Below are 19,549 nucleotides of genomic sequence, written 5' to 3' on the forward strand. Positions count from 1 at the left end.
ATCATGCAAGGAGTTGCGACTGTTTTCATCGCGCAAGTCTATGCGGTTGATTTAACACCTGGGCAACTTGCGACGGTCGTTCTGACAGCTGTTCTCGCATCGGTCGGAACAGCTGGTGTTCCGGGTGTCGGTCTCGTCATGCTAACGATGGTTCTTCAGTCGGTCAATTTACCCGTAGAAGGGATCGCTTTGATCATCGGTGTCGATCGTCTTCTGGATATGATGCGTACAGCCGTCAATATCACGGGTGACGCAGCATGTGCCGTCATCGTCTCGAAATCAGAAGAAGGTAACCTCAAAGAAGGCGAAGAAACCGATGAACGCTATGCGTAATCGTATGTCTCTTACTCCAAGAAAGGACGTTCCGCAGTTTGCGGAACGTCCTTTGTCGTTTGTTTGATTATTTTGCTAAGACGAACGAGCTGAGTCCCTCAACACGAACCGTACCTGAAACAGTGCGGATCGTTTTTGTTCCTGCTTGTTTACCATCTACGAGAAGCTTCCATTTCCCTTTCGGTAGCTTCATGTCAACTACTGTTCGATTTGCATTGTGAATGACATATAAATCGTTCTTCTGTTGTGGAGCGTCGTCATCTAGTCGATACGCAATGACTTGTGCCGGTGCTGCTTCAAACGTCAAGTAACGACGGATATCTTTAGCTGTTGCTAAGTGAAGTGCAGGGTTCTTCTTGCGTAATTCGATTAATCCTGTCATATAATCGACGTCTTGTTGACGATCCATCTTCCGTTTCCAATCGAGCTGGTTGACAGAGTCCGGTGATTTATATGAGTTATGATCGCCACCTTTTGTCCGCATGAAGTCCTGACCTGCATGGATGAACGTCGTTCCTTGTGACGTCAGCAAAATACTTGAAGCTAGACGGTGCATCTTCGTCTTCGTTGCGTCATTGTCTTGTGGATTCGTCAGGTTCAACTTATCCCAGAGGGTATGGTTATCATGTGCTTCAACGTACGTGATCGCTTGATCTGGTTCTTGCGTAAATCCTTGAATGTCTTTATCGTAAGCAATCTCGCCGACGATACCACGTTTGATACGTGTCTCAAGACCCGCTTTCCCGTTGATGAATCCAGCATCCGTGTCTTCAAAGACACTACCTTTGAGCGCATCGCGCAGGTTGTCGTTGAAATGTCCGATTCCCGGCATTTGTTTTGTGTTCGTTTGGTTTGCTTTCTCTGAATCTGGAAGAGGAGTTCCGAGGCTCCACCCTTCTCCGAACACTAGAATCGACGGATCAATTCGCTTCGTCGCCTCTTTGACAGCGTTCATCGTCTTGACGTCGTGAATGCCCATCAAGTCGAAGCGGAAGCCATCCCAGTGGTATTCCTTCGCCCAGTACGAGACAGAATCAACGATTAGTTTATGCATCATCTGACGCTCAGACGCTGTATCGTTCCCGACACCCGTTCCGTTCGCTAAGTCGCCGCCTTCTGTATAACGGTAGTAGTAACCAGGGACGATCTTATCAAGATTTGATGCTTTGGCGTCGAACATGTGGTTGTAGACGACATCCATGACGGCACGAAGACCATTGTCATGTAATCCTTGGATCATCTGCTTCATTTCCGTGATCCGGACTTTTGGATCATATGGATTTGTCGCATACGATCCTTCTGGTGCATTGTAGTTTTTCGGATCATAACCCCAGTTGTATGATTTAAGCGGATTCGTCTCATCGACGGACGCTGTATTGAAATCATAAACAGGAATGAACTGGACGTGCGTGATGCCAAGTTCCTTTAAGTGATCGAGTCCCGTCTTTGTCTTCGTTTTTTTGCCATCCTTCGTTAAACGTGTACCTGGCTCAATGACGCCAAGATATTTTCCTTTTTGTTTGATACCTGAATCGTAACCTGAATTCGTCACATCAAACATCGATAGATCACGGACGTGGGATTCATAAATGATCGCGTCTGTTGCGTGACGAAGTGGCATTTTCCCATTCGTCCAGCGTTTTGGATCCGTCTCGCGTAAATCAACGACGACACCTTGGTCTCCGTTAACAGCGACCGCTGTCGCATACGGATCAACGGCACGCGTCGATTCTTTTGCGTGTTTGACTTCATATGTGTAACCGACACCGTCAAGATCACCCTTGACCGTCACTTGATAGACACCACGATCCGTCCGTTTCATCTGGATTTCACGCGTGATATCTTTTGCCGTAGCTGCTTGTTGTTTCGGTAAACGATATAACTCGAGTTCAACGGCTTGCGCTGTCGGCGCCCAGACCTTGAATGTCGTCTTCGATTTCTGATAGTCGACGCCGAGCTTACCACCATAGGCATACTTTTGATCGAATGCTTTCGAACGCAGTACCTTCCCTGCTTCAAGAACTGCTTCTCCAAAAACAGGATGCGTCACGCGGACGACTTTTGCTAAATCGATATCAGAAGCGACTTCGACTTTCGCCGTCTTGGCATCGATCGCTGATACGACTGGATTCGTCACACCTTCGAACGTAAATGCCTTTAAGTCTTCTGCCGTCATCGGTGTATTCGTTTTAAGCGTCATCGTCCGGAAGTCATCAGCCAAAAAGCTCGTGATTTTTGGCGTCCGATCAATTTCCGGTTTGCTGTAGTACACTGTCTGGTCCCCTTCGATCAACCAGATGTCCTTCGCACCTGCATAAAAGAAACGATCGGCTCCGTCTTTTTCCGACCAGCCCTCAAGATGAGGAATGACGCCTGCAAGACGTGCTTTCGTTGGGTTATCAAGCGTTACTTTGGCAATGGCACCGAACTCATCCTGCTGATCGAATTCGAATCGTTTGCCATCTTGCGCTTCCGGCCAAGACCAGACGCCGTATTTATCATAATCATTGTCATACCGATAATAGTGGATATTCGTGTCGATTTTTTCGACGTCTGCTCCATTAGTCGGATTGACCGTCGAGATATCCTTGCTTCCCGACTCGATCCAGATTTCAGCAACTCCGTTTTTAATCATATCTTTCGTGATGAAACGATCGTTCTCAGATCCCCCATCCTTGTTCCAGTTATCATCTCGCACGATGAAGCCGACTTTTTCCGGCTGATCGACTGGAAATTCATAGGCTGCGATTTTTCCGTAAGCATCTTCACCATTAAAGGCATGTGCTTTATTCGGAAAATAATCCGGACCATTTGTCCATAACCACAGGTTCCAATCCTTCGTGGCATTCGGGTCTTCCTTGTAGTGAATGATGACCAATGTAGACTTTCCTTTTTCCAGTGCTTGACCGGATAAAGACAGTCCACTAAATATTAGTGCAAACGTTAGCGCAACGATACAAACGGATCTTATGCGTTTCATACGATAGCCATCTCCTTTGTTATGTAATCGTTTTCATTTTGCATCCGTTTACAAGTCCTGTCAAAGCCTATTTGATGATTCGAACAGAAAATAAGACTTTTGAACCAAAGTGATTCGGTTGGATGGAAAACAACAAAAAAAGAACCGTCCGTGTGGTAGACAGTCCTTTTTACCGGGTTTAAGAAGACGCGAGGATGGCATGAATCTTGGCTTTCGTTTGTCTCATGGATTCATCCGATGCAAAGAAGTACCATACCCCATCGTTTGCGATATAGCCTTCTCCGTCTAGCTTTAATGGTTTCAGCTGTTTGAATCCCGGCTGATTTTCTTGAGCAAGTTGTGCCGCCACGTCAAAACCGATGTTCGTCGCGAAATTATGCTTCATGACAATCGTGATTTCTTCCATCTTGGTCAGTAAACGAGGTCCAGCCAGTTTAGCACCGACGGCTTCTAAAACTTGACGTTGCCGAATCTGTCTGCCCATATCGCCGAGTGGATCTTGTTTTCGCATACGTGCGTAACCACTTGCTTCTAGACCAGTTAAATGAATCTTTCCTTTTTTATACTCCTTTTGTAAACGACGGTCGTTCCAGCTGAAGGCGGATGGATTATCCACTGTGACACCGCCAACAGCATCAACCAATTCAATCAACCCATCCATATTAATCTTAGCGTAATATGGGATATCGACATCAAACGTTTGTTCCACCGTCTCGACCGTCTCCTTCACACCACCATAGGTATACGTATGATTGATTTTCGTCTTCTCACCTGTCGGTATCGTAACTTGCATGTCGCGTGGAATGGACAACGAAGTCGCTTGCTTCGTTTTCGGGTTAAACGAGAGCAACATGATGGCATCTGCCCGTCCCTTATCATTCTTTCGCTCGTCGACGCCAATCAATAGGACATTGACTGGCTTCATCGATGCGAGTGGCTTTGCTTTTTCCCCACCCAACGGTTGTAAAAAGGAATGCGCCGTCTGTTGGATTTTTAAAAATGCCAGTCCCGTCGAAGCGCTAGCAATCAAGACGATCACGAGCAGAAGCGCACTGATGACGCGCCAGAGGATCGGAGGTCTTCGTTTATCGATGCGTGATTTCATACTCTGTTCTCCTTCACAATTTGTCCTCGTACGTCTTCATCAAACCGGCAATGTTCGAGTTGTGCAAAAACAGCACCGAATCGATCTGCTTTTGTTTGGCAAATCGGGAAACATCAAATGATTTTGGAACGTATCGAATATCCACGACTTCTAAGTTGGCACTTTTCGCAAGCAATGGTAACACAGGATTTGCAAACGAATCCTTTAAAACCAAAATCGTCGGGCGATTTCGATTCGCCGCTGACTTCATTGACATGATGTCGTGGTTTCCGCGAAGAAATACTTCATATCGATCGACATAATCACCTTCTTGTTTGACGAATGATTCATCAATGACAGGACGTCCACATTTCCCTTCATAACAAACATCGATACCGTTGAAGAACGCAGGGGCGTAGTAATCTAGACGGTCACCGGACGCCGCATAGGAGAGCGTCGTTTTTCGTGCTAATGATCCATAGTAGGCGTGTTGATCTTCCTTCCGCCACTTCGTCTCAGGTAACGTCGTTGACAGTCCCATTCTTTTCGTGATGACTTGGTAAGCTTCTGTTGCACCGTCGATGTTCCAGTGATGATCTGTCTTGAAGTAGTCACTTAACTTCAATCCTTGCAAAGAAAGATTGGTCATCCCCGCCGCTTGAAAGTCTCGTACCATTTTTTCATAGCGCTCGTTTGCATTGGAAGCGACATAAGACGGAATTAGTTTGTCCCGTTCTGCGATGACGGTTTTAGACGGTGCTAACGCCATATAGACCGGACGATCGACTTCTCCAACGAATTGTTTGAATGCTTGCGGAATTTTTACGTTTCCTGATGCACTCGGTTCAATCATATAATCGTTTTTTGCCGTATAAATGCCATTACGAAACGGCTGTCGAAAGACATCTTTTGATAAAAGCGCCTGTATCTCGACGAACGTTCCTCGCAACAGTAATTGATCCGTGAAATAGGTCTCCATTTTGAGCATATCCTTGCCTGTCGCGATTCCCTCGACGGTGGGCTCAACGGACTGGGCAAGTGTACGATTTTCCAGCTGGGACCGGACACGGTCTTCCCGGACAAGCGTTCCGAGTCCAATCGTCAGTAAGACGAGAATAAAACTGACAGTCGTCACCCACATCATGATTCGCTCGAAAGAAGGTGTTTGATTCGTCTCCTGTTGCGTTTTCATCAATGGCTGCTCCATGGATAATCCTCCTTTTTAGAACCGGAAATAGATGAACGGATTAAACGTGCTCGCAACGAGTGCCGATGTCGCAAGGAACAACATCAACATGGCGTACCCATACTGCATCGTTGTTCCGATCTTCCCGAGAGAGACGACGATACGTTCTCCGAGATACTTCGGAATCGGTGTCGCAGCGATACACGCGACAAGTAGTAGGACTCCGTTTTGAACGAGTTGGTAACTCGCCCGTTCATCCCATAGCACATCCGGTACGAACATTGCTTGAATATACATAACGGCTTCTGGAAACGTCTCTGAGCGGAAAAAGACCCAACCGACGAGCACGAGGATGAGCGTCCAGACTGTCGAGACGACAGGCGTACGCTCGAGCCATCTCCCGAGAAATGCCTTCTCGAGCATGATCCAAACTCCGTAATATGCGCCCCACGCGACGAATGTCCAACTCGCACCGTGCCAAAGGCCCGTCAACATCCAGACGATCGCCAGATTTCGATACTGCCGCCACGGCGATACACGGTTTCCCCCTAACGGAATATAAACATAGTCGCGGAACCAAGAGCCGAGCGAAATATGCCATCGACGCCAAAATTCTGACACGGATTTTGAAATATATGGGTAGTTGAAATTCTCCAAGAAATGAAATCCGAACATCAGTGCTAAACCAATTGCCATATCGCTATAGCCCGAAAAATCAAAATAGATCTGTAAGGCATAAGCGATGATTCCAATCCATGCTAGCCCCATCGAAAGGTCTTTCATATTAAAAACAGCGTCTGCGACCTGACCACATCCGTTCGCAAGAATCAATTTTTTTGATAGACCAATCGTAAAGCGGCGAACACCACGTGCAAAATCAGATACCGTCTCTTGACGACACTCGATCTGACTCGCAATCGTGTTGTAGCGGACAATTGGCCCCGCGACGAGTTGCGGGAAAAACGCGATATAAAGGGCGAGGTCGAGTGGATTCTTTTGCACCGCTTCCTTCCCTTTATAAATGTCGATGACGTAACTCATCGCATGGAATGTATAAAAGGAAATTCCAAGCGGTAAGACGACTTCTGGAACGAACCAACTCAGACCAAACGATTCGTTGACGGAGCGGACGAAAAATCCGCTGTACTTAAACCAACCGAGCAATCCAAGGTTGACGACGATCATGCTGAACATGATCCACTTCACTCCGACACGTTGCCGGTAGAAATCAACGAATAAGGCAAAGAAGTAATTGATCGTGACGCTGAGTAGCATCAGTAAGGCAAAGCGTGGTTCTCCGAATGCATAAAAGAACAGGCTGGCAACTAACAGCCAGCCGTTACGGAATGTCCGAGGCAACACGTAGTACACGAGCAGTACTGTCGGCAAGAACAAAAATAAAAAAATCGTCGAACTAAACAGCATAGGTTGCTTCCTCCTCTGCCTTGACGTATTGCGCGATGGCGAGTTCGCGGAGATGGACCCGGAAGCTCCCTTCGTTTAAAAACTTCCAGGCCATTTTGAAATAAACCGCTCCTGGCACACGCTCCATCTCGAACTGGACGATCGTCTCATTCGTCAACGTCAGATGCTCCGTCTCAGAGACCATCCGCTTCTTTTGCCCATACTGCATCTTGAATACTTGAACGAGACATGGTTCCGCCACTTCAAAACGGCACGTTACCTGAATGATGTCACCTATCAGTTCAGCATCTTTTCGATACAGTTTTGAAGGCGGATGTTGAAAGCCTTGATCGAACAGTTGCAGATACAGTTTGTCAGTCGCTATCGCATCCTGAAAATCAAAACACACCCCCGGCGCTGCATCTTCGAGCAAAATCTTTTCCTGAGTACCGAACGGAAAAAACTGATAGCTCGCGACGGTCAGCTCCTTATTCATACCGGTACCTCACTCATGATCGCATCGACGATTCGTTCTGCTGCCTGTCCATCGCCATACGGATTCGCGGCTTGCGCCATCGATTGATAGAATATTTCGTCCGTCAATAATTGATGGCTCATCGCATAGATATGCTCTGGATTCGTACCGACCAGTTTCAAGGTTCCTGCTTCGACGCCTTCAGGTCGTTCCGTCGTCTCCCGTAAGACAAGAACGGGAACACCGAGTGAAGGCGCTTCTTCTTGAATCCCGCCTGAATCTGTCAGGATGAAGGAAGCACGAGCTGCCAGGTTGTGGAAATCAAAGACATCAAGCGGCTCAATCAACTGAATCCGTGGATGATGCTCTAGGCGAGCTGCTGCTTCTAGCACGACTGGATTCGGATGGACTGGATAAACGATTTCTATTTCCGGATGATCATTTGCCAACTGTTCAATCGCTTCAAAAATCGTTGCCAGTTGTAAATGGTTCTCACGACGATGAACCGTCAGCAAGACGAGTTTTCGCCCCGACTTCTCAAGTCGTGTCAGAACAGGATGCGTATAGCTAGCAGAAACGGTTGTCTTAAGTGCATCAATGACCGTATTACCCGTTACGATGATTGGTGTCTGTTTGTTCTCAGCACGTAAATTCATCGCCGCTTGTTCGGTTGGAGCAAAATGATAATCCGCCAACACACCTGTCAATTGACGATTCATCTCTTCCGGAAACGGTGCATACTTTTCATATGTCCGCAGTCCTGCTTCGACATGACCGACTGGAATCTGTTGATAGAATGCCGCTAACGAAGCAGCGAACGTCGTCGTCGTATCCCCATGGACAAGAACGAGATCCGGCTGTTCCTTTTCGAGGACACGACGCATCGCATTCAGAATACGTGCCGTCATCTCCTCTAACGTTTGACGCGGACGCATCAAATCCAAGTCATGGTCCGGAGTGATCTGGAACAATTCGAGTACCTGATCAAGCATTTCCCGGTGTTGCGCCGTTACGACGACAATCGGTTCGACGTCTGGGCGGTTTTCAAGTGCTTTTACGACAGGTGCCATCTTAATGGCCTCAGGTCGTGTTCCGAATACGAGCATGACACGTTTCATCTACTTCATCCCCTATCTCATTTCATGACGATCGTTCGATCGTCTCGCCTCTCATCTGTTGCTCAATGTCACCGATTCGACCGGTTCGTTTTTTCGAAACATAGTGAGTGGCTTGCTTTTTGGATAACTGTTTGTACCAATATAAATATTTATTGTATTCCGCGAGTGTTTCATTCGTTGGACCAAATAAACGCACTTCACCGTATTCCAGCCAAAGGATCTTCGTACAAAAGCTTTTGACTTGATTCAAAGAATGGCTGACGAAAAAAATCGTTTTTCCTTGATCCCGGAATTCGCGCATCTTATCGAGACACTTCTCCGTAAATGTTTGATCGCCGACAGATAAGGCTTCATCGATGATCAAGATATCCGGATTGATATTGATCGAGATAGCAAAACCGAGACGTGCCCGCATCCCACTCGAATAGGTTTTGACTGGCTGATCGATGAACTCTCCGATATCCGCGAATTCGAGAATTTCCGGTGTGATCTCCTCGATTTGCCGTTTGGTCAGTCCCATCATCAATCCTTTGAGCTCGATGTTATCGCGACCTGTCAGTTGACTGTTCAATCCACTTGAGATGGCAATCAGTGCTGATTTTCCTCCTAGCGTGACACATCCATACGTAGGCGGTGTGACGTTAGCAAGTAAATGGGATAACGTTGATTTCCCACTACCGTTGATGCCTACGACACCCACGATTTCTCCCTCTTCAACAGAGAAGGAGACATTTTTGAGCGCATAAAAGGATTTTCCGCTCACTTTTCCAAAGAGCACTTCCTTTAATTTATCGATTGGACGCTCATAGAGCATGTACCGTTTTGAAACGTTCTCAAACACGACGTGACTCATCGTCTTTCCTCCTATACATAATCAATGAAGTAGCGTCGGAAACGAATATGGACCGCTGCTCCGACGAGCAGGATACCGAGTGTCACACTCCAAAAATAAGCGCCATACCAGATGTGATCCATCAAGTAACCGGTTCCGATCAAGGCGGAGCGGTACCCCTCAATCAAATAGACGAGTGGATTCAACATCAATAGCATCTTAAACAGTGAATGTTCTGGGGGAATCCACATGATCGGCGTTAAATACATCAGCATCCTTATCGCGGATGTCACCATGTTCTGGACGTCTCGGATCATCGTAGCAAGAGCCGACAATAACAACGAGACGGCATAAAGAAAGATAACGCCGGCTGGAACGATATAAAACAGCTCGAGCGTATGCCATCCTGGGAAGTAACCAAATGCACTTCCTAAAACGATCGTCAGGGCAATCATCGCAAGGTGTCGATAGAATTGAGCCAAAATGACATATGCCGGAATCGTACTCAACGGAAAATGCATTTTAGAGACGAGCGCGACCCGACCGTAGATCGACCGTGATCCACTTGGAATCGTGCTTCCGATGAAGAACCATGCGATCAGTCCACTAACGAGCCAAAAGACGAATGGAATTCCGTCGACAGGATGTCCACCACGGATTCCAAAACCAAAGACGACCCAGTACACCCCGATCTGGAGGAGTGGCGTCATGATCTCCCAAAACCAACCTAAATACTGCATGCTATACTGACTTTTTGTTTCATAGAGTGACAGCCGAAAGATCAGATACAGATGATCTTTCAGCTCCCCTCCAATCGTTCGTAACGCGTTCATATTGCTTTTGCATCCACTTCCGTCACGCGGTGCGTATGCAAGTTACCGAAGTTGAGGACCTTGACCGCATCGAGTTCACGGACAATTCCTTTTGTATCGAAGAGTAACGGTGTCCGCATGTAGTTTGCGAAACGACGTGAATCGAATTGTTTGAACTCATCGTGGTCGACTAAGACGAGTGCTAGATCGGCGTCTTGGATCGCTTCGATTTCATCAACGAGTTCAAAGCGTGTCGAGATGGAATGCTCGACGTGTGGATCACAGACCGCGACATCGAGTCCACGATCGAGCAATTGTTCAATGACTTCGACAGCTGGGCTCTCGCGCATATCGTCAACATTTCCTTTATACGTCACACCGAAGACAGCGATTTTTGGACGAACACGTGAACCGACGAGACGAGCGGCTTGTTCAGCGACGAATTGTGGCATTTGGACGTTCGTTTGTCGTGCCGTATGAATGATGCGAGCAAGCGATGGTGCTTTTGCGACGATGAAGTACGGATCGACTGCGAGACAGTGACCACCTACACCCGGTCCTGGATGATGCAAGTTCACACGTGGGTGCATGTTTGCCATCTCGATGACATCTAAGACGTTGATCTCAAGCTGGTGACATACTTGCGTCAATTCATTTGCCAGTGCGATGTTGACATCACGGAACGTATTTTCCATCAATTTCGACATTTCGGCTGTCTTCGCGTCGGTCCGAACGATTTCTCCTTGAACGAATGTTTCATAGACGGCTGCTCCTACCTCTGCACATGCCGGTGTCAATCCTCCAACGATCCGGTTGTTATGAACGAGCTCGTGTAAGATCTGCCCTGGTAACACACGCTCTGGGCAATGAACGACATAGACGTCTTCACCGATCGTAAAGCCGGCTTCTTCAATCAGTGGACGAACATGATCGTCCATAGTGCGTGGCGCGATCGTCGATTCAACGATGACGACGTTTCCTTTTTCAAGGAACGGCAACATGTTGTTGACGGCTGACACGACGTATTTTAAATCACATGATTTATACGTATCGTTCAAGTTCGGCGTCGGGACGGCGATTAAGAAAACATCGGCCCGTTCTGGCGTAAGTGTCGCTCGGAATTTTCCGTTAGCGACGACTCGTTTGATGACATCCTCGAGTCCTGGTTCCTCAATATGAATCGTTCCCGTGTTCAGAAGATTGACGATGTGTGGATCGATGTCGACACCGACGACCTCCGTGCCGTGATCCGCGAACATCGCCGAAGAAGGTAATCCAATATATCCTAGTCCGATTGTGCAAAGTTTCATTTTGTCATTCCTCCATCGAGTTAGTCATACTAGCCAACGAACGGTCTGTGGCTTGGCTGTAACTAGACCATAACGACATTTCCTTTGCTTTCCAATGCTTCTAACCATCTCTTAAACCATTCTTCACAGACCTTACATTTCCAGCGTTTTCTATTGTTTTTGTAAATCTTATGAAGCTTTCACGAATACTTCGTTGCCATTCATATCAAACAAAACGACCCGTCAAGAATCCACCTTCATTCCACGTGGATTTCCCTTCGAGTCGTTGACTATTTTTCTTATTTTGTCCCAGATTCCATGAAAATCGAGTCATAGACAGCAAGAAGTCGGCCTTTTTCTTGTTCCCAGTTGTATTGTCTCCTTGCTACGCTTGCTCGCTCCTGCATCACTCCGAGCAAGCTCTTATCCTTCACTAGACGATTGACCGCCTCGGCGATACTATGCGGTGATTCGACATCGACGATCAAACCGATTCCTTCTGTTTCGACGACACGACGGATTTCTGGTAAGTCGGCCGCAACGACAGGAATTAACGCTGCCATGTATTCGAATAGTTTATTCGAAGAAGCTGAATAATGATTGAAGCAAACGTTCTGGAGGACTTGAAAGCCGACCGTCGCCGCTGCCGTGTAACTGGGTAGTTCAGCAAGCGGAACCTTATCAATGAAGCGGATACGAGACTTTTCCGATGATTGCGTGGCCAGTTGCATCAGTTTCCCTTTTAACTTTCCATCTCCAACGAAAATAAGTGTTCCTCGATCGATGAACGGCATCGCTTCAATGAGTCGCTCCAGTCCACGTCCTTCCTGGATCCCGCCTTGATACAACAAAATCGGCTCGTCTGGTGCGAGTGCTAACTCTTCGCGTAACGGTCGCGGTTGCGGAATAATCGGTTCGTAAAACGGATAATTGTGCAAGACGGATGGTCGGGTTCCATATAATTTTTGATGATAATCTGCACGCGTGTCATTTTCAACGATGGTCTGGTCGACGAATCGAAGCAACCAGCGTTCTAATTTCCCTTGCATGCTTCCGTATCCTGTCCGATCGGTCTGGACTTCATGCGAGTCATAGACGATTTGTGCACCACGCGCCGCCCCAATCGCTTGTGGTAACGTATTGACATCGTTCGCATGCATGACGTCATAATCATGCTTCCGGGCAGTACGTGTCATACGAAGAATGCCGAAACTGTTATATAGGGCGTAACGGATGAATCGACTTCGCATGAATAAAAAGAGCACGAGCATCACGGGAATGAGCCATGGCGCAAGAAGCGCACCCATCAATCCGATAGCAAGTGTCCGTTTTTTCCGTTTGCGAAAGAACGGGAGCCACCTCGCAAAAGGTGGCGTCCGGTCGATTCGAATGACGCGAAACCCTGACATCGGGTATTCGACTTCTGGAAGTGTGCCGTCATTTAAGCAGTATAGATCCACGCGGTGTCCTGCTTCGACGAGTGCCGTACATTCACGTAAGACACGGGCGTCATTCGTAAAAGGATTCCAAACAAACATTCCAATGCGCTTCATTCTGCGACCGCCTTTCGTGACTGCGTTTGTTCGATGGCTTCAAACAAGCGCTGTTCATTTTGTTCCCAATCGAAATGGCGTTGGACGTAATCCACACCCGCCCGTCCCATCGTTGCACGTTTCTCTGGATTTCGTGATAACTCGAGAATATGATCGACGATCTCCTCTTTTTTCCGCTGGACAGACACATAACCGGCTCCTGCTTCTTCGATGACATNNCGCCGCATGACCTGATACCGCACCGACGATGGCACAGCCCATCGCCATGTAGTCGATGATTTTGCCTGGTGTCACTGTATCGAACGCTGTACTCTCGACGAGTGTCGCAAAGGCAATGTCACTCTTCGCGAGTTGTTTCAATGCATCCCAGCGTGGCATCGCGTCAAGAAACTCGATATTCGTCAATCCTCGTTCCTTAACGAGTCGTTCGAACGTTTGTTTGTGATAACCATAACCGACGACTTGAAAGCAGATATCTTGCTCCTGCTGAAGTTCCTGTGCGACATCGAGTAACAAGAATACATCTTGCGCGAGCCCGATATTCCCTGTATACACGACGCGAACTTGTTCCGATACTTTTCGACGTTTGATTAACCACTCGTTTTCCTCGATCGAGTTCGGGATATAATGAATTTTTTCCGGTGCAATGCCTCGTCCTTCGATATACGATCGAAAACCTTCACTATTGATGACCAGTTGATCCGCCTGTCGATACATCCACTTTTCAAGCCAGTAGAGCGGAGTCAATAAGAGACGCGATTTCGTAATGCCGACGCCAATCAACGATTCTGGCCATAAATCACGCACATCAAGAATCAAAGGAGCCTTTTTGACATGTTTCGCGACGACCCCGACAAGCCCCATGAAGATGGACGGCGTCGTCGCATAGATGTAGGCGTAGGATTTTGGATCATGTCGAACCTCTCTCACCGCAAGTACGAATTGTTCCACGAACAAGCGAAGGCGCCGCCATAAATTATTTGTCGCCCGGACGTCACGCGGTTGGATACGAGTCACATGTGCCGTGTCCAGGCTCGGTTCATCCCAGAACATCGAGTCCGTATAGAGTTCTGCCGTCGGATAGAGCGGTTCTGACGTCAACACATGGACGTCACTTCCGGCTTGTTCCATCCGCTTGAAGATATTCTTCATTCGGTTTGCCGCACTCCCGATTTCCGGATAGAAATTTTGACAAATCATCAAGACATTCATCGACGACTCCGGCGCTGCTTGAGTTGACGTCGGAACTTCCAGTAGCGGACGACGATTTTTCCGAGCTTTGATCGCGCGAGTGAGCGGTATTTTGATTTCCATGATGCATTCGCCTCCAGCAATTCCAGATTTGTCACCAATGACGCTTCGAACCGATCGAGCAGTTCAGCATATTGTTCTTCGAGCATCTTGTATTGTTCACGCTGTTCCTGTAATTGCTGTTCATGACGTAGTGATTCCGCTTGTGCTTGCTCGAATAAATCTGTTTGTTCCGCTAACCGCTGTACTTTTCGTTCTAGATTCTGTTGCTTGCGTTTTAAATCAATGATCGTTGCAAGATGCAATCGTTCCACCTCTTCAAAGGCGTCTTCGAGCCATTCGACTTCCGCTGGTAAAATGGCTCGACCCTCTCGTGGTTCAGGATAGACTTGAATCGTGATCCCTAGCCACTTATCAAGCCGCTCGACCGTCTCGATTTTACCGAAGGGCGTCAACTGTTCAAGCAGTCGATTTAAATAATACGTCCGTTTGTGATCCGCATAATCGTTCACTCCAAATGGAACTGTGATGACGAGTCGTCCTTCTGGTGCGATGAAGGAGACGGCACGAGCGATGAAGCGTTCCGGCTCCCCGATATGTTCCAATACTTCCGTCATCAAGACTGTGTCGAATTGAATGTCAGCTGTATACGTCATGACATTCGCTTCATGTAATTCCACTTTTTCCTTTACGGATGCCGGTTCCTCAAGCAATGCTTGTTTGGCTTCAGTAATCGCTTCTGGTAAGACATCGATTCCGACGACATGTTTCCCTTCCCGTCCAAGCAAAATCGGAACAACTCCACCGGAACAACCGATATCTAAAATGTGCTCCCCTTTTGCTTGTCGAACGATCCAGTGAACACGCGCGCGCACTTTTTTACCGAATCCCCCCCCTAATTGATCGTAGTAAGCTGCTCGGATTTGATCTTTTGGTCGTGCTGTCTTCATCGATGCCGTCATTTCTGCACCTCCTCAAGTAATAGATGTTGAAGGCGATCTGTCTCCTGACGGTCTGCAAGCTCCATGAATCGACGGATCAACGGGTTCGTCAATGTGATCGGCTCATAGAAACCAATGATTGTGCGCAACAATGCGACACTTGGTGCGAAATCCTTATCACTGCAGTAGCGTAATTTAACGAGATACCAATGCTCGAAGAAATGCTCGAATCGTGTTTCCTTGTATACCTCAAGCACTCCATAACGAGCGAATTTCTCAGCTCGTGCCCGTTCTCGGACAACACTGCGTTCAAAAAATTTCACCGTCAATGCATTCACGGTCGATCCTGCAACTGCTGCATAATAATAATGGATGACCCGATTGACGAGTAAGACACGATTGGCGCGAAGCATCAATTCCTGGAAAAACAAGGAGTCCTGACCGACTGCACCGACGACCTGTTCCAATTGATGTTCGAGCAAGAAGGTACGACGGACGACGAGTGCTTGAATGCTTTGTACCGCAAAGCGATGTTTCAATAGAAAAGCTTTTGGATCTTCACAAACCGTTCGTCCTTGTTTGCGAATCGTCGGCAAGGCGATGATACTCGTCTTCTCGGCAAGTTTTTTCATATGACCCGCTACAAAATCAAGTGATGGATCGTTCTCTAATTCCTGAAGCAAAAAGGCATAACGATCGCTGAGTACCTCGTTATCTGGATCAAGGAACGTCACATAGTCAGCTCGTGCCATCTCGACTCCCTTGTTGCGAGGACGCGAAGCACTACCACTACCACCTGTCTCGAAGAAATAGGTTCTGACATTGCCATAACGTCGCGCGAGACGTTCTACGGCTTGACGTGCCTCTATGTCCGTCGATCCATCATCTACGAGTAAAATCTCTGACTCCATGAATCGATCCATCCGTGTTAGACTGGCGAAGCATTTATACGTGAGATGTTTCCCATTGTTATAGATGGGAACAACGACCGACAGTTGCGGTGTGTGATCCGTCGGAACTACTGTCTGCTCGTTCCACTCAAATTGATCGAGCAACAGCGTTTTTCCGTTCAATTCACCTGCTTGAAACGCGTCATATCCGATATCTGACCGCCAGATAATCGCACCGTTTCGGCTACCGCTCATCTCATGTAGATGATATGGATGTTGGCTCCCCTTTCGGACAATGCTGGCATCGCTATATTTAAAGCCATTCACGAGGTCCTCTAAATAATATTCACCGTAGGATTCATGCCCATCCATCCAAGCAACGAGATCCGCTTGATCATAGGTTTGCTCCGTCAATGCATCCGCTGAGACGATTTCGTCTGGTGTGAGACTTTGACGATTGATCACGTCACGAATGACTTCCCCATCCTGAGCGACAACGATTAGTAAACGATGCTTTCGTGTTTCAGGTACTCGTCCAATGAACGCTAGAATCTGATCCATCCGTTCGAAGACTGTATGCTCCGTCATGACGGCACGAAGTCCTTCTGCTCGTAAACGTTCGATTTCTTCTTGCGATGTGCGTTCTACGATCGCCGTCGCCTCCTGTGCGTCATGTACGGTGAAGATGTTCGGGAACTCATTGTTGACGGCGATACTGTAATTCGACAAGATCAAATTACCGAGTGCTTGCGATTCATAGACGCGACGGGCACACATCGTCTTACTATATTTGATGCTATTTAGGTTCAGGACCCAGTCATAACATTTACTGACTTGTTGTAAGGCATCATAAGGAATCGCTGGTGCGACCCGTGATTGATAGCGTTCCGGAAACTGATAGGCTGGTAAGTCGAGATGATAATTCCGGTCCACGATATCGAGTTCGTGCGAAGACTGCATGACCCCATCAAACAACATCTCCGTATCTTTCACACGCTCCGGATATTTCGCCATCCAGCTACCGGCGAATAAAACGCCCTTCTTTCGGCTACGTGTCGCTCCAATCGGATTGTGAATCAATGGATTGACTCCAAACGGCATCGCCATGATTCGATCATGTCCACATAAAACACGATATTCAGGAATCATCGCCTCATCTGAAGTCAGGACATAATTGGCAGCTTGAGCCACGTCTTGAAACCGTTCATGGTTACTCGGGTCTTCCGTCGATTGAAAGACGACTGGAATTCCTTTGGCTTTGACTTCCTGCATCATCGAAAGTAACCGTTGGCGTTTCTTTGAATTTGGTGTGGCGACACCTTTCCAATCATCCCCACGTAATCCTTTCCATGAAGATACGACCAAAAAGAGATCAATCTCGCGCTCGAAAACTTCTTCGAATGTGTTCGCATTGACATAATGGAGATGAACGGCATCTTCATAATAGGCATACATGAATTCCGAGCAGACGATTGCCATCTCGATTGGTCGTTTTTCATAATAACGCGTCGTCGTCCGTACCGGAATATGTGAGACATCCAATTGATCTAGTAATGACGCTTGGCTATTTTGTTGATAACGTGTCGTCGTGTTTTTAGAAGTTCGAACCGTTGGCAGACGCAAGACGTCCAGCTGACGAAGTTTTTCGAGTGACTCTTTACTTGCTGTCGTCTCGCTTGTGAGCCGTTTTTTCTCTTCGCGAACCCAGTTCAGTTGTTGCATGATTTGTCGTTTCCATTTTTGATCACTCACACGTAAACACCCTTCCTCTTTTCAACTCTTTTTTAGTCTACGGAAGCAATTCAAAGGCTACTTGAAGGACTTGCAAGGTTTTTGTAAAGACTTAGTGAAGCTTTTTTGGATTTTCCTTACATTCCATTTCAGTCAACCTGTATTTCCTAGGAAATCGACCGGTTTCGCTTTCTTGTCCGTGGAAATCATTTACGCGTTTTCGAAAACGACTCTTATGCACTCTCATTGTTTTGGATTTAAAAAACGGGGAAACATTACTACGTACTGATAAAAGGAGATGACTGGACATGTTAAACGAAAAAAATCATGATTTACCAGATGAAAAGGCAGACGTTGGTCTTCACCCGGACCCTGATCCAGCTGAGACATCAGATCCCGGAATCAAGCCTGCGGAAACACAACATCCGGATCCAGATCCAGAAGAACTCAAGCGCGATCAAAAGGATTCATGAATCTCATGCCATAAAAAAGAGGTTGCGGAATAATTCCGCAACCTCTTTTGGCGTATTACTTAACTTTTACTAATAGTTTCCCTGTGTTCGAGCCATCGAATAATCCGAGGAAAGCATCTGGTACACGATCGAAGCCTTCAAAGATCGTCTCTTCATATCGTAATTTCCCTTCACTGACCCATTGACCGAGTTGCTCAGCCGCTTCCTTGAATCGTTTGCCATAATCCCCCACTAAGAAACCTTGCATGCGCGCACGCGCAATGATTAATTTCGATTGAACACGTGGACCGATGTCCTGTTGTGCGTTATACCCAGAAATAGCGCCGCAGACCGGTACCCGCGCGAATGGATTAAGCCGATCCAGAACCGCATCGCCGATCTCTCCACCGACATTTTCAAAATATACATCGATGCCGTCTGGACACGTCCGGTCTAATGCTTTCCGGATGTCTTCCGTTTTGTAGTTGATGACTTCGTCAAAACCAAGATCTGCTTTTAAGTGCTGTAACTTTTCGTCACTTCCTGCAATCCCAACTACTCGTGCACCTTTGATTTTAGCGATTTGACCAACGATCGATCCAACAGCCCCTGCTGCTGCCGATACGACAACAGTTTCTCCTGGCTGTGGATTCCCGATATCAAGCAACCCGAAATACGCCGTCATCCCTGTCATTCCGAGAACACCGAGCGCTGTTGAGATTGGAGCGATCTGCTCATCGATTTTACGGACACTTTTCGCATCGACGACTGCTTTCGTTGCCCAATCGAGCATCCCCACGACGACATCACCTGACTTGAACGCCTCACTTTTAGACTCGATGACACGCGCTACGACACCCCCGTGAATCGGTTCATCAATCTCAAACGGTTGCGAATAAGAACGCGTATCGTTCATACGTCCCCGCATATATGGATCGACTGAGATATAGAGTGACTCCAGTGCGACTTGCCCTTCTCGTAAATCTGCTAACTCAAATGATTCATAACGGAATGTTTCCCCTGTTGGTTTTCCGTTTGGTCGTTCTGCTAATACGATACGTTGTTCTGACATGATTCATGACCTCCTCATTCAATATACTTCTTCACTGTAACAATTCCGTTTCTGAAAGACGAATCCTTTGCTCGTTTGGAATTTTCTAACTTTTCCTTGACGTCCTTCTGTTCTTACCGTAAGATAAAACACAATTCATAACTTTT

General features: G+C 47.2%; 15 protein-coding genes and 1 pseudogene. 2 read left to right on the top strand and 14 right to left on the bottom strand.

Going from position 1 to position 19,549, the window contains the following annotated elements:
• A partial coding sequence (locus B2751_RS05660) for a dicarboxylate/amino acid:cation symporter (protein WP_290773430.1) occupies positions 1 to 333 on the top strand: 333 nt, incomplete at its 5' end.
• 67 nt (positions 334 to 400) lie between these two features.
• On the opposite strand, the gene pulA is transcribed toward B2751_RS05660, so the two are convergent.
• The 13 genes and pseudogenes from pulA to B2751_RS05725 all read right to left on the bottom strand — a co-directional run bounded on the left by pulA (position 401) and on the right by B2751_RS05725 (position 17,900).
• The gene (pulA, locus tag B2751_RS05665; protein WP_290773433.1) at positions 401 to 3,313 is read right to left on the bottom strand and encodes a type I pullulanase; all 2,913 of its coding nucleotides are present in this window, start codon (positions 3,311 to 3,313) and stop codon (positions 401 to 403) included.
• 178 nt (positions 3,314 to 3,491) lie between these two features.
• Positions 3,492 to 4,418, bottom strand: coding sequence for an LCP family protein (locus tag B2751_RS05670; protein WP_290773436.1), 927 nt, complete (start codon positions 4,416 to 4,418; stop codon positions 3,492 to 3,494).
• A gap of 13 nt (positions 4,419 to 4,431) precedes the next feature.
• Positions 4,432 to 5,604, bottom strand: coding sequence for a DHHW family protein (locus tag B2751_RS05675; RefSeq protein ID WP_035409231.1), 1,173 nt, complete (start codon positions 5,602 to 5,604; stop codon positions 4,432 to 4,434).
• A gap of 15 nt (positions 5,605 to 5,619) precedes the next feature.
• Complete coding sequence (locus tag B2751_RS05680) at positions 5,620 to 7,008, bottom strand: MBOAT family O-acyltransferase (RefSeq protein ID WP_290773441.1); 1,389 nt, start codon at positions 7,006 to 7,008, stop codon at positions 5,620 to 5,622.
• Positions 6,998 to 7,483, bottom strand: a complete 486-nt coding sequence (locus tag B2751_RS05685; RefSeq protein ID WP_035409236.1) for a hypothetical protein — start codon at positions 7,481 to 7,483, stop codon at positions 6,998 to 7,000. The genes B2751_RS05680 and B2751_RS05685 overlap by 11 nt, the downstream gene beginning before the upstream one ends.
• On the bottom strand, positions 7,480 to 8,580 hold the full coding sequence (gene wecB / locus B2751_RS05690) for a non-hydrolyzing UDP-N-acetylglucosamine 2-epimerase (protein WP_035409238.1): 1,101 nt from the start codon (positions 8,578 to 8,580) through the stop codon (positions 7,480 to 7,482). The genes B2751_RS05685 and wecB overlap by 4 nt, the downstream gene beginning before the upstream one ends.
• Positions 8,581 to 8,692: 112 nt before the next feature.
• Positions 8,693 to 9,433: pseudogene (gene tagH / locus B2751_RS05695) on the bottom strand (teichoic acids export ABC transporter ATP-binding subunit TagH); the annotation flags it as partial.
• Positions 9,434 to 9,444: 11 nt separating this feature from the next.
• Positions 9,445 to 10,245 carry an ABC transporter permease gene (locus tag B2751_RS05700; RefSeq protein ID WP_035409242.1) on the bottom strand — a complete coding sequence of 267 codons (801 nt, stop codon included), beginning with the start codon at positions 10,243 to 10,245 and terminating at the stop codon, positions 9,445 to 9,447.
• Positions 10,242 to 11,534, bottom strand: a complete 1,293-nt coding sequence (locus tag B2751_RS05705) for a nucleotide sugar dehydrogenase (protein ID WP_290773445.1) — start codon at positions 11,532 to 11,534, stop codon at positions 10,242 to 10,244. The genes B2751_RS05700 and B2751_RS05705 overlap by 4 nt, the downstream gene beginning before the upstream one ends.
• 278 nt (positions 11,535 to 11,812) lie before the next feature.
• A complete protein-coding gene (locus tag B2751_RS05710; protein WP_290773448.1) occupies positions 11,813 to 13,066 on the bottom strand; it encodes a glycosyltransferase in 1,254 nt (417 codons plus the stop codon).
• 54 nt (positions 13,067 to 13,120) lie between these two features.
• On the bottom strand, positions 13,121 to 14,380 hold the full coding sequence (locus B2751_RS05715; protein ID WP_290773451.1) for a glycosyltransferase family 4 protein: 1,260 nt from the start codon (positions 14,378 to 14,380) through the stop codon (positions 13,121 to 13,123).
• On the bottom strand, positions 14,275 to 15,279 hold the full coding sequence (locus tag B2751_RS05720; protein ID WP_290773454.1) for a class I SAM-dependent methyltransferase: 1,005 nt from the start codon (positions 15,277 to 15,279) through the stop codon (positions 14,275 to 14,277). The genes B2751_RS05715 and B2751_RS05720 overlap by 106 nt, the downstream gene beginning before the upstream one ends.
• Positions 15,276 to 17,900 carry a glycosyltransferase gene (locus tag B2751_RS05725; RefSeq protein WP_290773457.1) on the bottom strand — a complete coding sequence of 875 codons (2,625 nt, stop codon included), beginning with the start codon at positions 17,898 to 17,900 and terminating at the stop codon, positions 15,276 to 15,278. The genes B2751_RS05720 and B2751_RS05725 overlap by 4 nt, the downstream gene beginning before the upstream one ends.
• Before the next feature lie 287 nt (positions 17,901 to 18,187).
• Between B2751_RS05725 and B2751_RS05730 the strand changes: the two genes are divergently transcribed.
• The gene (locus tag B2751_RS05730) at positions 18,188 to 18,352 is read left to right on the top strand and encodes a hypothetical protein (RefSeq protein ID WP_197026223.1); all 165 of its coding nucleotides are present in this window, start codon (positions 18,188 to 18,190) and stop codon (positions 18,350 to 18,352) included.
• A gap of 55 nt (positions 18,353 to 18,407) precedes the next feature.
• On the opposite strand, the gene B2751_RS05735 is transcribed toward B2751_RS05730, so the two are convergent.
• A complete protein-coding gene (locus B2751_RS05735) occupies positions 18,408 to 19,403 on the bottom strand; it encodes an NADP-dependent oxidoreductase (protein ID WP_056060089.1) in 996 nt (331 codons plus the stop codon).
• Positions 19,404 to 19,549: the final 146 nt, after the last annotated feature.

Origin of the sequence: Exiguobacterium sp. UBA6282, from assembly GCF_002440475.1 — a bacterium.
Taxonomy (GTDB): Bacteria; Bacillota; Bacilli; order Exiguobacteriales; family Exiguobacteriaceae; genus Exiguobacterium_A.